Origin of the sequence: Agromyces sp. NPDC052230 (genome assembly GCF_040679595.1) — a bacterium.
Classification (GTDB): domain Bacteria; phylum Actinomycetota; class Actinomycetes; order Actinomycetales; family Microbacteriaceae; genus Agromyces.
Genome location: NZ_JBFAVC010000010.1, coordinates 16,184 through 33,196, shown reverse-complemented (window position 1 = coordinate 33,196; position 17,013 = coordinate 16,184). Strand labels below are relative to the sequence as shown.

The following is a 17,013-nucleotide window of genomic DNA, read 5'->3' as shown; positions in this document are numbered from 1 at the left end:
GACGACCATGAACACCACGCCCAGCATGATGCTCGAGCGAACGGATGCCGCGGCATCCGATTCCACCAACCGCACCGTGAGCCCGCCTGCGCCCGCAACTGGTAGCTTCCAGACTGTGGAGCCCCGCATCGAGGTCGCCGCGCCGCTCGGCGAGCGCTACGACGAGATCCTCACGCCCGAGGCGCTGCAGTTCCTCGCGGACCTGCACGACCGCTTCGCGCACACCCGGCACGAGCTGCTCGCCATCCGCTTGCAGAACCGCGTCGACGCGGCGAACGGGCGCGACCCGAAGTTCCTGCCCGAGACCGAGTGGATCCGTAACGACGCGTCCTGGCGCGTCGCCGGCGGCGCCCCCGGCCTCGAGGACCGTCGCGTCGAGATCACCGGTCCGACCGACCGGAAGATGGCGATCAACGCGCTGAACTCGGGCGCGAAGGTCTGGCTCGCCGACCAGGAGGACGCGACCAGCCCCACCTGGCAGAACGTCATCGAGGGACAGCTGTCGCTCTTCGACTTCCTGCGCGGCAACCTCGAGTACACGAGCCCCGAGGGCAAGGAGTACCGGGTCACCGCGACCGAGACGCCGACCATCGTGATGCGTCCGCGCGGCTGGCACCTCGTGGAGAAGCACCTGAAGTTCCACGACCGGGCCGGCCGTGCCATGCACGCGTCGGGCTCGCTCGTCGACTTCGGGCTGTACTTCTTCCACAACGCCCGCAAGCTGATCGAGCAGGGCCGCGGACCGTACTTCTACCTGCCGAAGCTCGAGTCGCACCGCGAGGCGAAGCTCTGGAACGACATCTTCGTGTTCGCGCAGGACGCGCTCGGCATCCCGCAGGGCACCGTGCGCGCGACCGTGCTCATCGAGACGATCCAGGCCGCGTTCCAGATGGACGAGATCCTCTACGAGCTGCGCGACCACTGCGCCGGACTCAACGCCGGACGCTGGGACTACATCTTCTCGATCGTGAAGACGTTCCGCTCCCGCGGCCGCCGGTGGGTGCTGCCCGACCGCAAGCAGATCTCGATGACGGTGCCGTTCATGCGTTCCTACACCGAGCTGCTCGTGCAGACGTGCCACAAGCGGGGTGCGTTCGCGATCGGCGGCATGAGCGCGTTCATCCCGAACCGTCGCGACCCCGAGGTCACCGAGCGCGCCCTCGCCGCGGTCTCGGCCGACAAGCGCCGCGAGGCGGGCGACGGGTTCGACGGCACGTGGGTCGCCCACCCCGACCTCATCCCGACGGCGCGTGCCGAGTTCGACGCGGTGCTCGGCGACCGGCCGAATCAGGTCGACCGCCTGCGCGACGACGTGGCGGTCACCGCGGCCGACCTGCTCGACATCCCGTCGGCCGGCGGTCAGATCACCGAGGCGGGCGTGCAGGACAACATCTCGATCGCGATCCGCTACATCGAGTCGTGGCTGCGGGGTGTCGGCGCCGCCGCGATCGACAACCTCATGGAGGACGCCGCGACCGCCGAGATCTCGCGCTCGCAGGTCTGGCAGTGGCTGCACGACAACACCGTGACCGCCGAGGGCACGCGCATCGACCAGACGTCGATCGTGCGACTCATGGCCGTGGCCGTCGCCGAGCTGCCCCGCTTCGACGGTGACCGCTTCGACGACGCCATCTCGGTGTTCCGTTCGGTCGCGCTCGAGCCGGAGTTCCCGACGTTCCTCACGATCCCGGCGTACACCCGGTTCCTGTAGGACGTCGCAGCCCCGGCTCCAGCTCGTGCAGGAAAATGGGCGCTATCCCCTCCCCACAGGAGGGATGGCGCCCATTTTCCTGCGCAAGCTGAATGCCCTGCGCAACCGCAGCGCAGGTCAGCGCAGGTCAGCGCAGCGGCACGCCAACGTCGCTGCCACCCTCGGGCGTGACCCGCGCGGCCATCTTCAGGAGCGTGGGTGCCGGCACGAATCCGCCGGCGAACAGCGCCTCGCCCTGACGGAACCACGGCGACCGCGCAATGAGCTCGGCGGGGGCGTAGCCGAAGTAGGTGCCGAGCTCGACGAGGTCGATGGGCGACGACATCTTCATGAGCGCGAGATTGTCGCACTGGCTGATGATGCCCGGATGCACCTTCGACGGCCGCTGGGTCGAGAGCAGCAGCCACAGCCCGAACTTGCGTCCCTCGGCGGCGATCTGGATGAGGCGCTCGCGCACCGCGATGGCGAGGGCTGAGTCGACGGTCGGCGACGCCAGGTTGTGCGCCTCGTCGATCACGAGGAGGACGGGCCGTCGTTCCTCGCGGCGCTCCCAGAGCTCGTCGAGCACCGAGAGTGCGACGACGAGTTGCTGCTCGGGCGTGGAGAATCCGCCGAGGTCGAGGACCGTGGCATCCGGCCGCTCGTCGATGACCTCGGTCGCCGCGGTGCGGGTGCCCGCCCACACCTCCCAGTCGAGCACGCCGAGGTTCTCGAGCCGAAGCGCGAGGCGCCGGTGGGCGGGGTCGTCCGACTCGCGGAGCGTCGGCAGGATCCGGTCGATCTCGATCGTGTCGAGCACGTCGCGCATGTGCAGCAGGGAGTTGAACTCCTCCCGGTCGGCGACGGGGTCGAGTTGCAGCACCGCGGCCTTCGACGCGATCGGCATGCTCGTGAACCGCGCCCGCAACGGCTCGGCGCCCTCGACGTTCGGACGGAGCACCCGGATGTCGCGCTGCGCGAGCGCCTCGGCCGTCGGGCCGTCGGCGCCGGGGTTCACCTCGCCGATGCGCACGAAGTCGGAGTTCGGGTCGAAGATCACGATCGGCAGGGCGGTGTGCGTGATGAGCTGCTCGAGCACGACGCCGAGCGCGTACGTCTTTCCCGACCCGCTCTGACCGCACCAGAAGGTGTGCCGGTTGAAGCGGTGGGGGAGGAGCCGCGCGGCGCCGCCGGGAGCGGTGAGTGCCGTGCCGACCTCGAGTCGTGCGCCGGTGGTGCGGTGCAGCAGGTCGAGGGTGTCGAGGTCGGCGGGCTCGAGGTTCGCGCGGTCGAACGCTCGGCTGCTGCGGGTGTCGAGGCGTCCGTCGACGAGCTCGCCGAGCAGGCGGCCGCGCAGCGTCGGCGGCTCGGTCTCCGACCGCGATTCGACGAGCGCGAGCTGCCGCGCGCCGTCGCCCGCCACGATGACGAGCGAGCCCGCGACGACGGGCGAGCCCGAGGCATCCGCGACGCTGAAGGAACGCCCGTCGGTGGAACGTGCTGAGATCTCGATGGTGTCGGCCCCCATGGTGACGATCCTGCCACCGAGGCGCTCGCTCTGCGAGGAGTGCGAGGATCGGTGATCGTGCCCTGAGTCTTGTCGATTCCCCGTTCTCTGACTAAGGTCAGCAATATGATCGATCAGGCCGTTTCCATTGCCGATCCCACCGCCATCGCAAGCGTGCGTGCGTTCAATCGTGCGGTGACCTCCCGCATCGGCGTCCTGCAGGACCATTACCTCGGCAGCGCCCGATCGCTCGGCGCCTCGCGAGTGCTGTGGGAAGTCGACGGTGGCGGCGTCGACGTGCGCGACATCCGGGAGCGGCTCGAGCTCGACTCGGGCTACCTCTCCCGGCTGCTGCGCTCACTCGAGCGCGAGGGTCTCGTGACGGTCGACGCGTCGCCCGCCGATTCCCGCGTGCGGAGCGTCCGCTCGACCGACGCCGGCCGCGCCGAGCTTGCAGAGCTCGACCGGCGCAGCGACGAGCTCGCGGCGTCGCTGCTCGCCCCGCTCAGCGATGGGCAGCGACGTCGGCTCGTCGACGCCATGGGCACGGTCATGCGCCTGCTCGACGCGGGTCTCGTCGAGGTGGAGCCGGCGGATGTCGCGTCCGACGACGCTCGCCGGTGCCTCGCCGCCTACTACGACGAGCTCACCCGTCGCTTCGCCGACGGATTCGACGCCGGCCAGAGCCTGCATCCCGACATGCACGAGTTCACGGAACCGACCGGGCTGTTCGTGCTCGCCCGTCTGCACGGCCGGGCGATCGGCTGCGGCGGCGTGCTGTTCCAGGACGACGGCAGCGCGTACCTCAAGCGCATGTGGGTCGACGAATCCGTGCGGGGCATGGGCGTCGGGCGGCGCATCCTCGAGGCACTCGAGCGGGCCGCACGCGAGCACGGCGCGGCATCCGTCACTCTCGAGACGAACGCGACGCTCACCGAGGCCATCGCGATGTACCGCAAGGCCGGCTACGTCGAGGTCGAGCCGTTCAACGACGAGTTCTACGCCGACCTCTGGTTCGAGAAGCCGCTGACGTAGGTCGGTCGCTCGGGCCGGTCCCGTCGAGGGGCCTCGACATCCGGGCCGTTCGATGTCGGTCGCTCCGCTTAGCCTGAGGTCATGTCGCTTGCTGCAGCGCTCCACGCGACCGCACCGTCGTATTCGGAGCTGGAGACATTCGGTCGATTCATCGGTTCGTGGGAGTTGGAGTGGAGTCGTCCCGGTGATCCCCGCGCGCCACTCGACGTCCGCGGTGAGCTCCACTTCGGCTGGGTGCTCGGCGGTCGCGCCGTTCAGGACGTGTGGGTGGTTCCCTCCGTCGGAAGTCCGGGTGCCGGCGAGCCGGGGTACGCATTCCACGGGTCGACGATCCGATTCTTCGACGAGCGAATCGGCGCCTGGCGATCGACGTGGATCGAACCGATCAACGCACGGGTTCGCAAGTTCATCGGCCGCGAGGTCGAGGGTGAGATCCATCTCGTCAGCCTCGACGAGGAACCCCTCCTGCGCTGGCGCTTCACCGAGATCAGCCGGGACCGCTTCGTGTGGCTCGGGGAGTGGTCGGATGATGAGGCACGCACGTGGCAACTCGAAGAACGGATGGTCGCTCGGCGGACTCAGTAGCGAGACCTCAAGCGGACGACCCGAGATCCTCCTGCGGCGGTGTACCGGTCAGGGCGGCCTGGGTCTCCCGGATGATCGACCCGAGGATGCCGGACGCGAGAAGTCCTGAGCCGAGAGGACCCGCCGAGTCCTCGCCGACCAACGGCAACTGCCGAAGCGCCGACCTCGTTTCGTCGTTCATGCGCTCGAGCTGCCACGAGATCTCGTCGCGGACGGCCGCCGGCCTGTCGGGAGCGGCGAGCCCGGCCGCGTTCGCGGCGTAGGCGGCGGCGCCGAGAGCGTGCGCGCCCATGTGAGCGACCCCGGCGGCTTGAGCGGCGGCCCGGGCGGCAGCCGTGGCCGCAGGAGAGCGCACGGCATGCGCAGCCCGACCGGCAACGAACCGCCGGCGTATCTCACCGGCGGCGTCGAGCTCACCGCGCGCGAACGCTCGAGCTCGAGCAATGGCATCACGCGGTCGACCATCTGCCGGAGCCTCCGTTTCGAACACGACCAAGACTCGCTCAGCACAGTCTGCGGCCCACGCTGCGACCGTGCGGCGCTCCGATTCGCTCAGCGACTGCGGGGAAGGCACGCCAGCAGCATCTCACACCGGCCGTCGGGAGATTCGCTACGTGCCCACGTCGTCGAGCTCACGCCGCAGGTACTTCGGAGCCTGCACGCGCCACGCTTCCGTGACGAGCTCGGCGAGATGCTCGTCGTCGATGCCCGCCATACGGAATGCGACCTTCGGCTCGCCCCAGGTGGTCGTGGTGCGCAGGAAGACGTCGGGCGCCATCTCGACCAGGGCGAGCGCGTCGAGGCGGTCGGCGACCTTCACCCCGACGACGAGCTCGGCCGCGATCGTCTCGCGTATGTCTGCGGGGATGCTCGGCCAAGGATGGCACTCCCACGCGTACAGGTTGCCGCGCACGAACCATGCCGCCCCGCCGGTCGTTGCGCGCTCCTCGGTGCCGGGCAGCGCGACGGCAGTGCGGCGCAGGTCGTCGAGGGTGGCCACGAGGTGAGCCTATGCGGCACTGCCGACATGAAGGCGAACATCGCCCGGATGAGCAGGCGCCCGACCCGCGAGACGATCGTGATCAGGGCTGCTCCGACACTTCATGACGTCGCGATCGGAGGAGGAACGGTGCACAGGTCGCGATGATGACACCCGGGACCACGGCGCTCATCGCGAGCGCGTGCCCGGGCGCGGCGACGTCGGTGAGGGCGCCGAACACTGCGGCGCCGAGCGCCGCACCGAACTGCACCGCCGTGTCCATCCAGCCGTTCGCCTCGGTGCGAACCGAATGATCGGCGCGCGCGTTCGCGGCGAGGTACCCGGCGATCAGCGCCGGCGCGAGGAAGAGGCCGCTCAGCACGAAGCCGATCAGTGCCGCGACGGTGCCGCCCACGAGCCCGGTGGCGGCGGCGACGAGGAGGAGCACCGGGGTCAGGACGAGCAGCTGGCGTTCCAGGACGGATCGCAACCGCAGGGAGCCGTAGAGCAGGCCGCCGACGGCGCTCGCGCCCGCGAAGAGGGCGAGCAGCACCCCTGAGAGCACCGTGTTCGCCTGCTCGGCGGCAACGGCCGGCGCCGCGATGTCCACGGCACCGAGGACGATTCCGGGAGCGACCATGGCGAGCACGACGGGCGGGAAGCCTCGGGTGCGCAGCGGGGAGCTGGTGACCGGCGCAGTGTGCTCGGTGCCGTGCGAACCACGCTGCTCGCGAGACAGCGGGCTGGTCACGAACAACGCTGCACCGACCGCGATGCAGCCGACCGAGAGGAGCAGCGACGCGAACGGGTCGACGGCCGCGGCCAGGACGGCCGTGAGCAGGGGACCGACCGCGTACGTCACCTCCCCGGCCACGGCATCGAGGCTGAGCCCGCGCGTGCGCAGTCCGCCCGGCGGCAACGCCGTCGACCACAGCACCCGCATGCTGGTCGCGAACGGCGGTGAGGATGCCCCGGCCATCGCCCCGAGGCACAGCAGCATCGGCAGCTCCGCATACGCGTTGAGACCGAGGGCGACGAGCGAAGCGGCGTAGGTGAGGCTGAGCGCCGTCAGCACCACTGTCTGCCCCCGCCGATCCATGAGCCGCGCGCGCCAGGGGGTTGCCACGACGTTGGCGATGCCGAGCGTGGCGATCACCACGCCGGCGATCGCGAACGAGCCCGTGGACCGTTCGACCAGGAAGACCAACGCGAGGCCGGATGTCGCGAGGGACAGCCGCCCGATGATGCTCGGAAGGAAGGAACGAGCGACGTGTCGCGTACGCAGCGCAGCTCGATAGGACAGTTGTTCGGTGGACATCACGGTCTCCGGATGCGATGGGCCCTCGACGCAGAACCGCGGATGAGCGGATCATCGGAAGAGCGGAGAGCCCGTTTGCCTGCAAGGTGAGCGCACGCTCAGAACGGCGTGCCGAAACTCGCCCTGGCCGTGGTCAGAAACGGCGAGGGGCGGGAGGCGAGGGGAGTTGAAGTTCAGGCAACCATGAGACCGATCGTGCACAGCATAACGGCTTCCGGCGAGACCGTGCATGTCGTGCCGACCGTCTCATCATTCCCGAACGCGCGCCGCTTTCACCTGCTCATGAGCCGCGAGCGCGGCCGCACGACTCTCGCGGAGGTCGACGATCGGCTCCGGATACGCGTCGGTGCCGGCCTCGGGCACCCAGCGCCGCACATACTCCCCACGTGGGTCGAACTTCGCCGCCTGCAGCTCGGGATTGAAGATGCGGAAGTACGGCGCGGCATCCGCCCCCGAACCGGCGACCCACTGCCAGTTGAACGCGTTCGCAGCGGCGTCGGCGTCGACGAGGGTGTCCCAGAACCACTCCTCGCCGCGGCGCCAGTCGATGAGCAGGTTCTTCGTCAGGAACGACGCGACGACCATGCGGACGCGGTTGTGCATGGCGCCCGTCGCCCACAGCTCGCGCATGCCCGCGTCGACGAGTGGCACGCCCGTGCGGCCCTGTTGCCAGGCGCCGAGGGCCGCGTCGTCGAGGGGCGGCCACGGGAACGCGTCGAATTCGGCGCGCCAGTTGCGGGTCGCGAGGTCGGGGGCGTGGAAGAGCACGTGCCATGCGAACTCGCGCCATCCGAGCTCGCTGAGGAAACGAGCGGCGCCCGGCCCCCCGGCCCGCCGCTCGCGCACGGCGTGCCACACCTCGTAGGGACTCAGCTCGCCCCAGCGCAGGTGCGGCGACAGGCGCGAGGTCGCCGCGAGCGCCGGACGGTCACGCCCCTCGTCGTAGTCGGCGAGGTCGTCGGCGACGAACTCCGCGAGCCGCGCATGCGCGGCGTCGGCGCCCGGCGTCCACGACGTGCGGAGCCCCGCGGCCCAGTCGGGTCGGGTGGGCAGCAGGCCCCAGTCGTCGAGCGCGTCGCTCGCGGCATCCGTGCCCTCGATCGAGGACGGAGCGGGCAGCGGATGCCGCGGCTCAGGCGCCGAAGTGCAGGCGCGCCAGAACGGCGTGAACACCGAGAAGGGCGTGCCCTGCCCGGTGCGGATGGTCCACGGCTCGAAGAGCAGGTTCGCCGCGAAGCTGCGCGCCTCCCCGCCGGCGTCGGTGAGCTCGGCCTTCAGCGCGGCGTCGAGCTCGCGCTCAGGGCCGCCGTAGCGCCGGTTCCAGAACACGGCGCCGCCGCCGGTCTCGTCGACGAGCGAGCGGATGACGCGCGCCGCCGGTCCGCGACGCAGCACGAGCGTGCCGCCGAGCGACTCGAGTGACGCCGCCAGCGCGCCGAGGCTGCCGTGCAGCCACCACTTCGCGGCCCCGCCGAGCGGACGGATGCCGGGCGAGACCTCGTCGAGCACGTACACGCACACGATCGGCGTGCCGCGGTCGGCGGCGGCGGCCAGCGCCGGGTGGTCGGCGACCCGCAGGTCGTCGCGGAACCACACGATTGTCGGCGCACCTGCCATGCGGTGACCCTAGCCGACGGTGTGGTCGGGCACCCGATCCCTGCTCGGTTCGCAGGAGATTCGCCGATTCGCAGGATCTCGGCGGCTGTTGCGTCCTGCAGATCGCGTGAAGTCCGGCGTGGACGGGTCAGGTGCTCGCAGCAGGCGTCGCGTGCCCAGCGGCCCGCGCCGCCGCCCGCGCGATCGCCCACGTGCCGAGCCCCGACGCGAGGAAGATGCCCGCGAGGATCGCCCATCCCGCGAGTCCCACCGAGAGCGCCGTCGACGTGACCACGAGGGGTGCCGCGAGCGCGCCGACCGAGTATCCCATCGCGAACACGCCCTGGTACGTGCCGGCTCGCACCGGGTCGGCGAGCTCGAAGCTGAGGCCCCAGCCGCCCGCCTGCGAGAGCACCTCGGCGAAGGCGTGCGCCAGCGCCGCCACGAGGATGATCGCGATCGCGAAGCCGGCCCCCACACCCGCGGCCGACGCGTACACGAGGCACGCGGCCGCCATGAGCCACGCCGCGATCGCCGAGACGCGGCCGGCCATGCGCAGGTCGTGCGTCCCCTTCGAGAGCGGCACCTGGAAGAGCACCACGATGACCGTGTTGAGGATGAGTACGACCGCGAAGAGCGCTTCGGGTGCGGCCGTCTCGTTCGCGATCCACAGCGGCACGCCGACCTCGCCGACGCCGAACTGCATGCCGAAGATCGCGCTGAGGGCGGTGAGCGCGAGGTAGCGCGGGTCGCGCCAGGGGGAGTGCGCGCGCAGGGCGAGCCGTTCCGAGCGTGCGGATGCCGCGACATCCGTCGACCCCGTCTTCGTCGTCACGGGAGCGCTCAACGGCCGACTCGGCGCGTCGACGGAGACAGGCAGGCGCACGAGCTGGGTGACGCCGAGCAGGTACATGAACCCGGCGCCGACGATGATCCACCGGTACGCCTCTGCGGTGCCGGCGACGAGTGCGAGCGCGCCGATGCCCGAGCCGACGGCGATCGACAGATTCGTCACGGTGCGCAGCACGGCCCGGGCTTGCACCCGGCTCTCGTTGTCGAACGCCCGCGCGAGGATCGCCATGCGCGTCGAGTTCGACGCCTGCTCGACGGTTCCGACCAGTACGGCGATGATGAGCGCGGTCACGAAGTCGCCCGCGAAGACGTAGCAGATGAGGCCGATGCCGTCGAGTGTCGAGAGCACGATGAGCAGTCGCCGTGCGCTCATCCGGTCGGCGAGCCATCCCCCCGCGAGCGATGAGAGCACGCCCGCGGCGCTCGCCGCGGCGAGCACGATGGCGACCTCGTGCGCGGCGAGCCCGACGATGAGCGTGAAGTAGAGCACGGTCACCGTGAGGAAGACACCGCGGCCGACCCGGCTGATCAGGGTCGCGATGACCAGGATGCGCAACACGGGGTCGTCGACGGATGCCGCGAGCCGACGCACGAGCCCACGGCGCGCGGCCGGGGCATCCGCTCGGTTCACTGCCGGTGCGGATGCCGCCTCGTCGGACGCTGCGGCGGCGTCGTCGAGCTCGGGCTCGATGACGGGGAGGGTGCCGGTGTCGGGGACGGGGGAGTGGGTCACGGATCCGTTCTCCCAGATCGGTGCGGGCCGTCGAAAACGATGTAGCGTAGTGCTACATGTTGCGCTACCTGCTCACCGAGGACGACGTCGGCGCCGTGCGCTTCGGCATCTCCCCGCTGAGCGAACTCGCACTCTCGCTGCGCGCGATCCGGCAGCCCGAGCGGTTCCCGCTCCAGCTCGGCTGGCTTCGTCGTACCGAGCAGGCTCGGGCGAGGCTCGACCTCGGCACCCTCGCCGCGCTCATCGACGAACGCATGTGGACGCCCGACTTCCTGAACCCCCGTCCGTCATCGCCGCTCACCCGGCTCGAGGACGAGTTCGATGCGCTGCTCGCGACACCGCCCGAGGTGTTCCGCGCCGACCTCCTCGCGGTGCACGGACACGTGCCCGAACCGTTCGCCGGCTCGACGACCGCCGCGCTCCGTCGCATCGTGCGCGCGCTGCGGCAGCTGTGGGAGACCTGCTTCGAGCCGTACTGGCCGCGCATGCGCGCCGTGCTCGAGGCCGACGTCGTGTATCGCGGGCGACAGGTCGCACAGGCGGGCCTCGCCACGATGCTCAACGGGCTCTCGTCGCGCCTCTCGTACGAGCACGGCGTCGTGGCGGTGCGGCTCTCCGATCCTCGCGAGCGCACGTTCGCGATCGACGGCAACGGGCTCACACTCGTGCCGACCCTGTTCACGAGGCGCGTCTCCGTTCCCGTCGGCGACGGACCGCCCATGATCATGTATTCGGCACGCGGGCAGGGCGCGCTGTGGGAGGCGGAGCGCATTGCGAACCCCGCCGCGGTCGCGGCCGTGCTCGGTGAGACGCGCGCGAGCCTGCTCGCGGCCCTCGGCGACCCGGCGTCGTCGACCGAGCTGGGCGTGCGGCTCGGGGTCACGGCGTCGGCGGTGAACCAGCATCTGCGGGTGCTCCGCGACGCGGGGCTGCTCGTCAGCACGAGGTACGGCCGGAGCGTGCTGTACCTGCGCAGCGAACTCGGCACCGCGCTGCTCGAGACCCGCGCCGTTCAGGTGTCTGCGTCAGTCCGCCGTGACCGGCAGGCTGTGCCAGGTGTCGTACGCGACGGCGGCGGCTCCGTCGACGTCGCCGGTGGCGCAGAGCCGAATGAGCTCGTCGTGACGGTCGGGCGAGCGGCGTCCGTCGGCTGACGCGAACCGGACCCGCTCGATCCGACGCAACACCGGCATGAACTGCTCGAGGACCGTGGCGATCGCCCGGTTCCCGGAGACCATCACCGGGATGTCGTGGAGCTCGTCGTCGGCGCGGAGGGCGGCGTCGATGTCGCCGGCGTCGAGGGCCGTTGCGAACCGGAGGGCGGCGTCGCGCATGACGTCGAGGTCGGCGGCGGTGAACTGCTCGACCGCTTCTCGAACGGCCAACGCGTGCATGGCAGCGACGACATCGCGCGCGTCTCGGGTGGCCCGCACGTCGAGCGAGCTGACGACCGTCGACCGGCCCGGTCGAGCAATGACGAGCCCGCCCTGGGCGAGGCGAAGGAGTGCCTCGCGCACCGGGGTCCGGCTCACGCCCAGCCATGTCGCGAGTTCTCCGTCTTTCAGCTGTTCGCCAGGAGCGAAGGTGCCGTCCACGATCGCGTCGCGCAGGCGCCGGTAGACGTCGTCTCGCAGGAGCGAGCGGTCGACGGGCGGACGATTCGCGGGAATGGGCACACTACATATTGCACGCACTTCCTTGCCGTTCGGAAGTGAATGCAATATATTGCACGCGAAACGCGTTACACCGAATCACCAGGGTGCTCCGAAGCGGAGCGCACCACCACGAAAGGAACCACACCATGAACACGACCTCCGGCAAGCAGACCATCGTCCTCGTCCACGGCGCCTACGCGGACTCGTCGAGCTGGAACGGCTCGATCGACGCGCTGCGTCAGGCAGGACACCCGGTGATCGCGGTCGCGAACCCGCTCCGCGGACTCGAGAGCGATGCCGAGTACCTGCGAAGCGTCCTCGCGAGCATCGAGGGCCCGATCGTCCTCGCCGGCCACTCGTACGGCGGATACATCATGAGCCACGCCGCCGACGGCAACCCGAATGTCACCGCGCTCGTCTACGTCGCGAGCTTCCTCGCGGAGCCGGGTGAGAGCCTCGCCGACCTCGTCGTCAGGTTCCCGGGCGCGGAGCTCGGCAGCGCCGCGCAGCCGGTCGCCTACCCCACGCCCGAGGGGACGGCGACCGAGCTCTACATCGACCAGGAGCGGTTCAACGCCCTGTTCGCCGGCGACGTCGACCCTGCCGTGGCGCGGCGGATGGCGATCACCCAGCGTCCGCTCGCGCTCGCCGCGTTCGAGGCCCCGGCCACACGCGCGGCCTGGAAGTCGATCGAGTCGTGGGTGCTGCTCGCGGTCCAGGACCTCGCCATCCCCGCCGAACTGGGGCGCTTCATGGCCGAGCGGGCGAACGCCCACCTCCTCGAGGTCGACGCCTCCCACGCCGTCACGGTCTCGCAGCCCGGCGCCGTGACCGACCTCATCCTCGAGGCGGCGCGAGCCACCGCCCCCGTCCTCGAGGCCGCGCAGTCGACCGCGCGCTGATCCATCCACCACCCCGCCCCGCCGAGCCGCAGCTTGTGCAGGAGAATAGGCCCCATCCCCGCCTCACCGGAGGGATGGGGCCCATTCTCCTGCGCAAGCTCCGCGCCAGAGCCGGTGATCGGTTGCAACCGGTACTCGAGTACAGGTTTATCGTGGAGTCATGAGTACCGAAACCGTGACCTGGGTTCCCTCGTCGTGCACGCTGCCGACGGTGGAACGGCCGCTCCGCGAGCAGGAGTTCGAGCGACTCTTCGCCTCAGAGCTGCGCAGGGTGACCCGTACCTCCCCGACGAGTGCGGAGTTCGCGCTCACCGCTCGGAGCGCCGCCACCGCACGAGACCTGGCCGCTCGCGAGACCTCCTGCTGCTCCTTCTTCACGTTCGAGTTCCAAGAAGGCGACACGGGCGCCGTGATGGCGGTCACCGTGCCACCGCCGCACGCGGCGGTGCTCGAGGCGCTCGTCGCCTCGGCGCTGCACGCCCGCGCTTCGGGGGAGACGACCGCATGACCCTCCGCGCCGGGGAGGTCGCCGAACGCGCCGGGGTCAACCTCCAGACGCTGCGGTACTACGAGCGCCGCGGCATCCTCGCGGAGCCCGACCGCAGCCTCGGCGGGCATCGGCTCTACGACGACGACACCGTGCTCGTGCTCCAGGTGGTCAAGGCCGCGCAGGCGCTCGGGTTCTCGCTCGACGAGATCGCCGAGCTGATCGACATCGGGTCCCACGCGCACCGTCGGCGCCCGCGTCTCGCCGACAGCGCGCGCGCGAAGCTCGTGCAGGTGCGTGAGAAGATCGCGGCCCTGCAGCAGATCGAGGCGACGCTCGAGCGCGCGATCGAGGCCGGATGCGACGACCTCGCCGTGTGCGCACTCGAGGAGAACTGCCCGATCCCGTTCCCGACCATCGCGGGGCGACGGGCCGGGTGACGTTCGTCCGCGGCTCAGTCCAGGGACACCCCGGCGACCTCAGCCCCGCCTGAGCCAGCGGGCCACGCGCTCCTGCAGCGCCGCGGTCTGTGCGGCCTGCCCGTCGTCGCGGCCGGGCACGAGTTCCATGGGGGTGCGCAGGGCGCCCGCCCACTGCTCGGCGACAGCCACCGGGTGCACGGGGTCGCGGACCGCGCCGACTACGAACGAGCGGATGCCGCGGGCCCCGAGTTCGGCGAGTTCGGGCTCGGCCTCGAACGCGCGGTTGCGCGGGATCTCGACGAGTCGCATGGCTCGGCGGGCGGCATCCGGTGCCTGGAACTGGGCGAGCAATGCCCGACCACCGGCCGGTGATGCCGCCTCGACCCGCTGGTAGATCGCCCGCTCCTGGAACTCGGCGGCACCCGCGGGCCCCGCGTCGGCGAGGATCTGCCCCATCACGGGGAACGGCCGCAGATGCTCGGGCAGCGACCGGTCGTCGAACGCCGGCCGCACGAAGACCGCCCGCGCGATGGGCAACAGGCCGAGCAGCGCGATCCGCAGGGCGATCGCCGCGCCCATCGAGATGCCGATGACGGTGACCGGCTCGGATGCCGCGCGCGTGCCGCGCCCCGCGTCGGCCATCGCCGCGGGCACCTGTTCGCAGACCTCGGCCGCGAGTCGGTCGATGGCGAAGTCGGCGGGCTCACCGACGGCGAGGAAGCCGCCGTGGGCCCGCACGTCGGGGGCGACGACCACCTCGTCGGCGCCGCAGACGTCCTGCACCACGGACTCGAAGAGCCCGAGTGGTTGGCGCCGGTCGGCGCCGAGTCCGTGCAGGAGCACGGTCGTCACGCGAGCACTCCGGGTCGGTAGAACGCCCGCGCCTCCGACACGGCTTCGTTCTGCGGGCGCAGTGCGGTGAGCAACTCGTTCGCGAGACGCACGAGGATCGCGATCTGGTCGTCGTCGCGATCGACCCAGCGAGAGCGCGGTTCGGCGTCGACGGGCACGAAGTCCTCGTGGTGCTCCCAGACGAAGAGGGTGCGCTCGGCGCCGAGCACGTACTGCTGCCACCACACCTGACGCAGGTAGGTGCGTGGGATACCGCGCCACGCGCGCGACGTCGTCTTGATCTCGCAGAGTTCGAGCGCGCCCTGCGGCGTCACGTGCAGGCCGTCGGGTGTCGCGAGGTGCCGGTGGTCGGATGCCGCGTGGAACAGCAGGCTCGACGGCTGGATGCCGTGCGTGCGGCGAACCCAGTCGGCGATCACCGGTTCGCGGGTGCGGCCGTGATCGGTGAACCGGCTGCCGCCGAATCCGCGCGAACCGTGCAGCTTCTCCCACGCCGCGGCGGGCACGGAGGCCAAGGACGCGAGCTTCGCGGCATCCGTCGCCGTGACCCCCCGCGAGCGAGCCCGCAGCCACGCGACACGGTCGCTCGCATCCGCCACGACCCGCTGCTCATGCGGGTGCCGTGGCGGCGCCGGCGCGACCATGCGCGGCGCCGTCGCCGGGCCCTCGAGATCGAAGAGGGCGAAGGGCGTATCGGGCACGCCCTGAGCGTACCGCGCACCGGCCCCGACGTCCGGGGTGACGCGGCGATTCCGGCCGTTCGTCCGCCCGGCGAGGCATGATGGTCGGCGGGGGCGGTGTCTGCCGCAACGGCACGACGAGCGAGGGGGTGCTGAGGTGACGGATGCCACGCTGGAGTGGCTGCTCGCCGGTGACGTGGCCGTCGTGTGGCAGGCGCGTCGCGACCTCCTCGGGGACGATGACCCGGCACTTCGCCGGCGCATCGCCGTGGAGGGCGACGGCGCCGCCCTGCTCGCGGCTCGCGGGCCGAGCGGGCACTGGGGGCGTGGCTTCTATCAGCCGAAGTGGACGTCGAGCCACTACACGCTCCTCGAGCTGAGGAACCTCGGCCTCCTGCCCGAGACCGAGGCGGCGCGGGGGACCGGTGCGCTGATCCTCTCCGAGGAGAAGGGGCCCGACGGCGGCCTCAACCCGAGTCGCACCATCGGGCAGAGCGATGTCTGCATCAACGGCATGGCGCTGAACTACCTGAGCTACTTCGGCGCTCCCACCGACGACCTTGCGAGCATCGTGGACTTCATGCTGTCGCAACTCATGCCCGACGGCGGGTTCAACTGCCGCTCCAACCGGTCGGGCGCGACGCACTCGTCGGTGCACACCACCGTGAGCGTCATCGAGGGCGTCGCCCAGTACCGCCGCGACGGACACCGCTACCGCGCCGACGAGCTCGCCGCGGCAACCGCAAGCTCGATCGAGTTCCTGTTGCGGCACCGGCTGTTCCGCAGCGAGCGCACCGGTGAGCCGATGGACCCCGAGTTCGAGCGGCTGCATCATCCGCCGCGGTGGCACTTCGACGTGCTCCGCGGACTCGACGCACTGCGCGACGCCGGCGTGGCCTACGACCCGCGCATGGAGGACACGCTCGAGGTCCTCCGGCGTCGCCGACGCGATGACGGACGCTGGGCGGCGAGTCGTGCATACCCCGGAGCGGCGCACCTCCCGCCGGTGCGCGCAGGGCAGCCGCACCCCTGGGTCACGCTCGGCGCATTACGCGTGCTGCAGGCCTACTCGGCGTGAGGTGACGGAGCGGGCGTGGCCCGAACCGGCCATCCGTCGATGGCCGGAAGGCGCGATGCCGTAGTGACCCCTTCGGCGTGGAATTGCCGGCAACGGAACGCCCACCCGGGCGGGACCACCTGAGGAGTCACCACCATGTCCGAGACCGTCACCATCACGACCACCGTCCTCGCGGGCACCCCCGCCGCGCCCACGACCAGTGCCGATCCCGCCGACGTGCGTCGTGCCCGCGCGTCCATTGCGTTCGGCCGAAAGCGCGGGTATTACCGCGTGCTGTTCGAGGCGGGACCGGTCGACCCGGCCACCTTCGCCGAACTCGCCGACGTGCCCCTGCAGCGGGCGCAGGTCTGGCTCGATGAGCAGCTGGCGGCCGGCGTGCTTCGCGTGGTCACCGCGCCGAGCGGCGACCACGAGGAACTGCTGCTCCCCGGCGAGTACGTGCCGATCCTGCTCGGTGATGTCGTCGGCGACGATGACCACGAGCTCGACGGAGCCCGGGCGCTCCTGGCCGAGCTCCACGGTGAGCTGCCGTCCGCGTTCGATGCCGGGCTCGAGCACGAACGCCGGCGCGTATTCGCCGATCACGCGCGCATGACGCGAATGGTGTAGCCGTACGTCCAGGCCGAGCATCCCTCGCGTTCC

The 17,013-nt window shown here is 70.9% G+C and carries 17 protein-coding genes and 1 pseudogene; 9 read left to right on the top strand and 9 right to left on the bottom strand.

The features are described from left to right. Positions 1-7: 7 nt before the first annotated feature. Positions 8-1,711 carry a malate synthase A gene (aceB, locus tag AB0K73_RS19285; RefSeq protein WP_360518638.1) on the top strand — a complete coding sequence of 568 codons (1,704 nt, stop codon included), beginning with the start codon at positions 8-10 and terminating at the stop codon, positions 1,709-1,711. Between the two features lie 127 nt (positions 1,712-1,838). Here aceB and AB0K73_RS19280 read toward each other — a convergent pair whose 3' ends face one another. Further along, a complete protein-coding gene (locus AB0K73_RS19280; protein WP_360518641.1) occupies positions 1,839-3,218 on the bottom strand; it encodes an ATP-binding protein in 1,380 nt (459 codons plus the stop codon). Between the two features lie 174 nt (positions 3,219-3,392). On the opposite strand from AB0K73_RS19280, the gene AB0K73_RS19275 reads away from it, so the two are divergent. Together AB0K73_RS19275 and AB0K73_RS19270 are read left to right on the top strand one after the other, a co-directional pair. Continuing rightward, a complete protein-coding gene (locus tag AB0K73_RS19275; RefSeq protein WP_360518644.1) occupies positions 3,393-4,232 on the top strand; it encodes a helix-turn-helix domain-containing GNAT family N-acetyltransferase in 840 nt (279 codons plus the stop codon). A gap of 81 nt (positions 4,233-4,313) precedes the next feature. Then, positions 4,314-4,817: a hypothetical protein gene (locus AB0K73_RS19270; protein WP_360518647.1), complete on the top strand. Its 504-nt coding sequence runs from the start codon at positions 4,314-4,316 to the stop codon at positions 4,815-4,817. Between the two features lie 7 nt (positions 4,818-4,824). Here AB0K73_RS19270 and AB0K73_RS19265 read toward each other — a convergent pair whose 3' ends face one another. The 5 genes from AB0K73_RS19265 to AB0K73_RS19245 form a co-directional block, all read right to left on the bottom strand. Next, complete coding sequence (locus AB0K73_RS19265) at positions 4,825-5,391, bottom strand: putative immunity protein (protein ID WP_360518650.1); 567 nt, start codon at positions 5,389-5,391, stop codon at positions 4,825-4,827. A gap of 36 nt (positions 5,392-5,427) precedes the next feature. Then, positions 5,428-5,817, bottom strand: a complete 390-nt coding sequence (locus tag AB0K73_RS19260; RefSeq protein ID WP_360518653.1) for a hypothetical protein — start codon at positions 5,815-5,817, stop codon at positions 5,428-5,430. An 82-nt stretch (positions 5,818-5,899) separates the two neighbouring features. Next, positions 5,900-7,114 (bottom strand): MFS transporter, encoded by a 1,215-nt coding sequence (locus AB0K73_RS19255; protein ID WP_360518656.1) that lies wholly within the window; start codon positions 7,112-7,114, stop codon positions 5,900-5,902. Positions 7,115-7,363: 249 nt separating this feature from the next. Continuing rightward, the gene (locus AB0K73_RS19250) at positions 7,364-8,731 is read right to left on the bottom strand and encodes a deoxyribodipyrimidine photo-lyase (protein WP_360518659.1); all 1,368 of its coding nucleotides are present in this window, start codon (positions 8,729-8,731) and stop codon (positions 7,364-7,366) included. A gap of 127 nt (positions 8,732-8,858) precedes the next feature. Next, a complete protein-coding gene (locus AB0K73_RS19245; RefSeq protein ID WP_360518662.1) occupies positions 8,859-10,295 on the bottom strand; it encodes an MFS transporter in 1,437 nt (478 codons plus the stop codon). Between the two features lie 56 nt (positions 10,296-10,351). On the opposite strand from AB0K73_RS19245, the pseudogene AB0K73_RS19240 reads away from it, so the two are divergent. Further along, positions 10,352-11,224 (top strand): annotated as a pseudogene (locus tag AB0K73_RS19240) (DUF5937 family protein); the annotation flags it as partial. Between the two features lie 96 nt (positions 11,225-11,320). On the opposite strand, the gene AB0K73_RS19235 reads toward AB0K73_RS19240, so the two are convergent. Next, complete coding sequence (locus AB0K73_RS19235) at positions 11,321-11,971, bottom strand: GntR family transcriptional regulator (protein ID WP_360518665.1); 651 nt, start codon at positions 11,969-11,971, stop codon at positions 11,321-11,323. Between the two features lie 125 nt (positions 11,972-12,096). On the opposite strand from AB0K73_RS19235, the gene AB0K73_RS19230 reads away from it, so the two are divergent. The 3 genes from AB0K73_RS19230 to AB0K73_RS19220 all read left to right on the top strand — a co-directional run bounded on the left by AB0K73_RS19230 (position 12,097) and on the right by AB0K73_RS19220 (position 13,779). Then, positions 12,097-12,852, top strand: coding sequence for an alpha/beta hydrolase (locus AB0K73_RS19230; RefSeq protein ID WP_360518668.1), 756 nt, complete (start codon positions 12,097-12,099; stop codon positions 12,850-12,852). A gap of 160 nt (positions 12,853-13,012) precedes the next feature. Then, positions 13,013-13,360, top strand: a complete 348-nt coding sequence (locus tag AB0K73_RS19225; protein WP_360518671.1) for a hypothetical protein — start codon at positions 13,013-13,015, stop codon at positions 13,358-13,360. Then, entirely contained in the window at positions 13,357-13,779 is a 423-nt protein-coding gene (locus tag AB0K73_RS19220) for a MerR family transcriptional regulator (protein ID WP_360518674.1), read from the top strand. Before AB0K73_RS19225 ends, AB0K73_RS19220 begins: the two co-directional genes overlap by 4 nt. Before the next feature lie 39 nt (positions 13,780-13,818). Here AB0K73_RS19220 and AB0K73_RS19215 read toward each other — a convergent pair whose 3' ends face one another. Continuing rightward, positions 13,819-14,613, bottom strand: coding sequence for an alpha/beta fold hydrolase (locus AB0K73_RS19215; RefSeq protein WP_360518677.1), 795 nt, complete (start codon positions 14,611-14,613; stop codon positions 13,819-13,821). Beyond that, a complete protein-coding gene (locus tag AB0K73_RS19210) occupies positions 14,610-15,257 on the bottom strand; it encodes a YqaJ viral recombinase family protein (RefSeq protein ID WP_360518737.1) in 648 nt (215 codons plus the stop codon). The genes AB0K73_RS19215 and AB0K73_RS19210 overlap by 4 nt, the downstream gene beginning before the upstream one ends. Before the next feature lie 193 nt (positions 15,258-15,450). On the opposite strand from AB0K73_RS19210, the gene AB0K73_RS19205 reads away from it, so the two are divergent. Next, positions 15,451-16,371 carry a hypothetical protein gene (locus AB0K73_RS19205; protein WP_360518680.1) on the top strand — a complete coding sequence of 307 codons (921 nt, stop codon included), beginning with the start codon at positions 15,451-15,453 and terminating at the stop codon, positions 16,369-16,371. A gap of 135 nt (positions 16,372-16,506) precedes the next feature. Further along, positions 16,507-16,980, top strand: a complete 474-nt coding sequence (locus AB0K73_RS19200; protein WP_360518683.1) for a hypothetical protein — start codon at positions 16,507-16,509, stop codon at positions 16,978-16,980. The last annotated feature ends 33 nt before the right edge of the window (positions 16,981-17,013 follow it).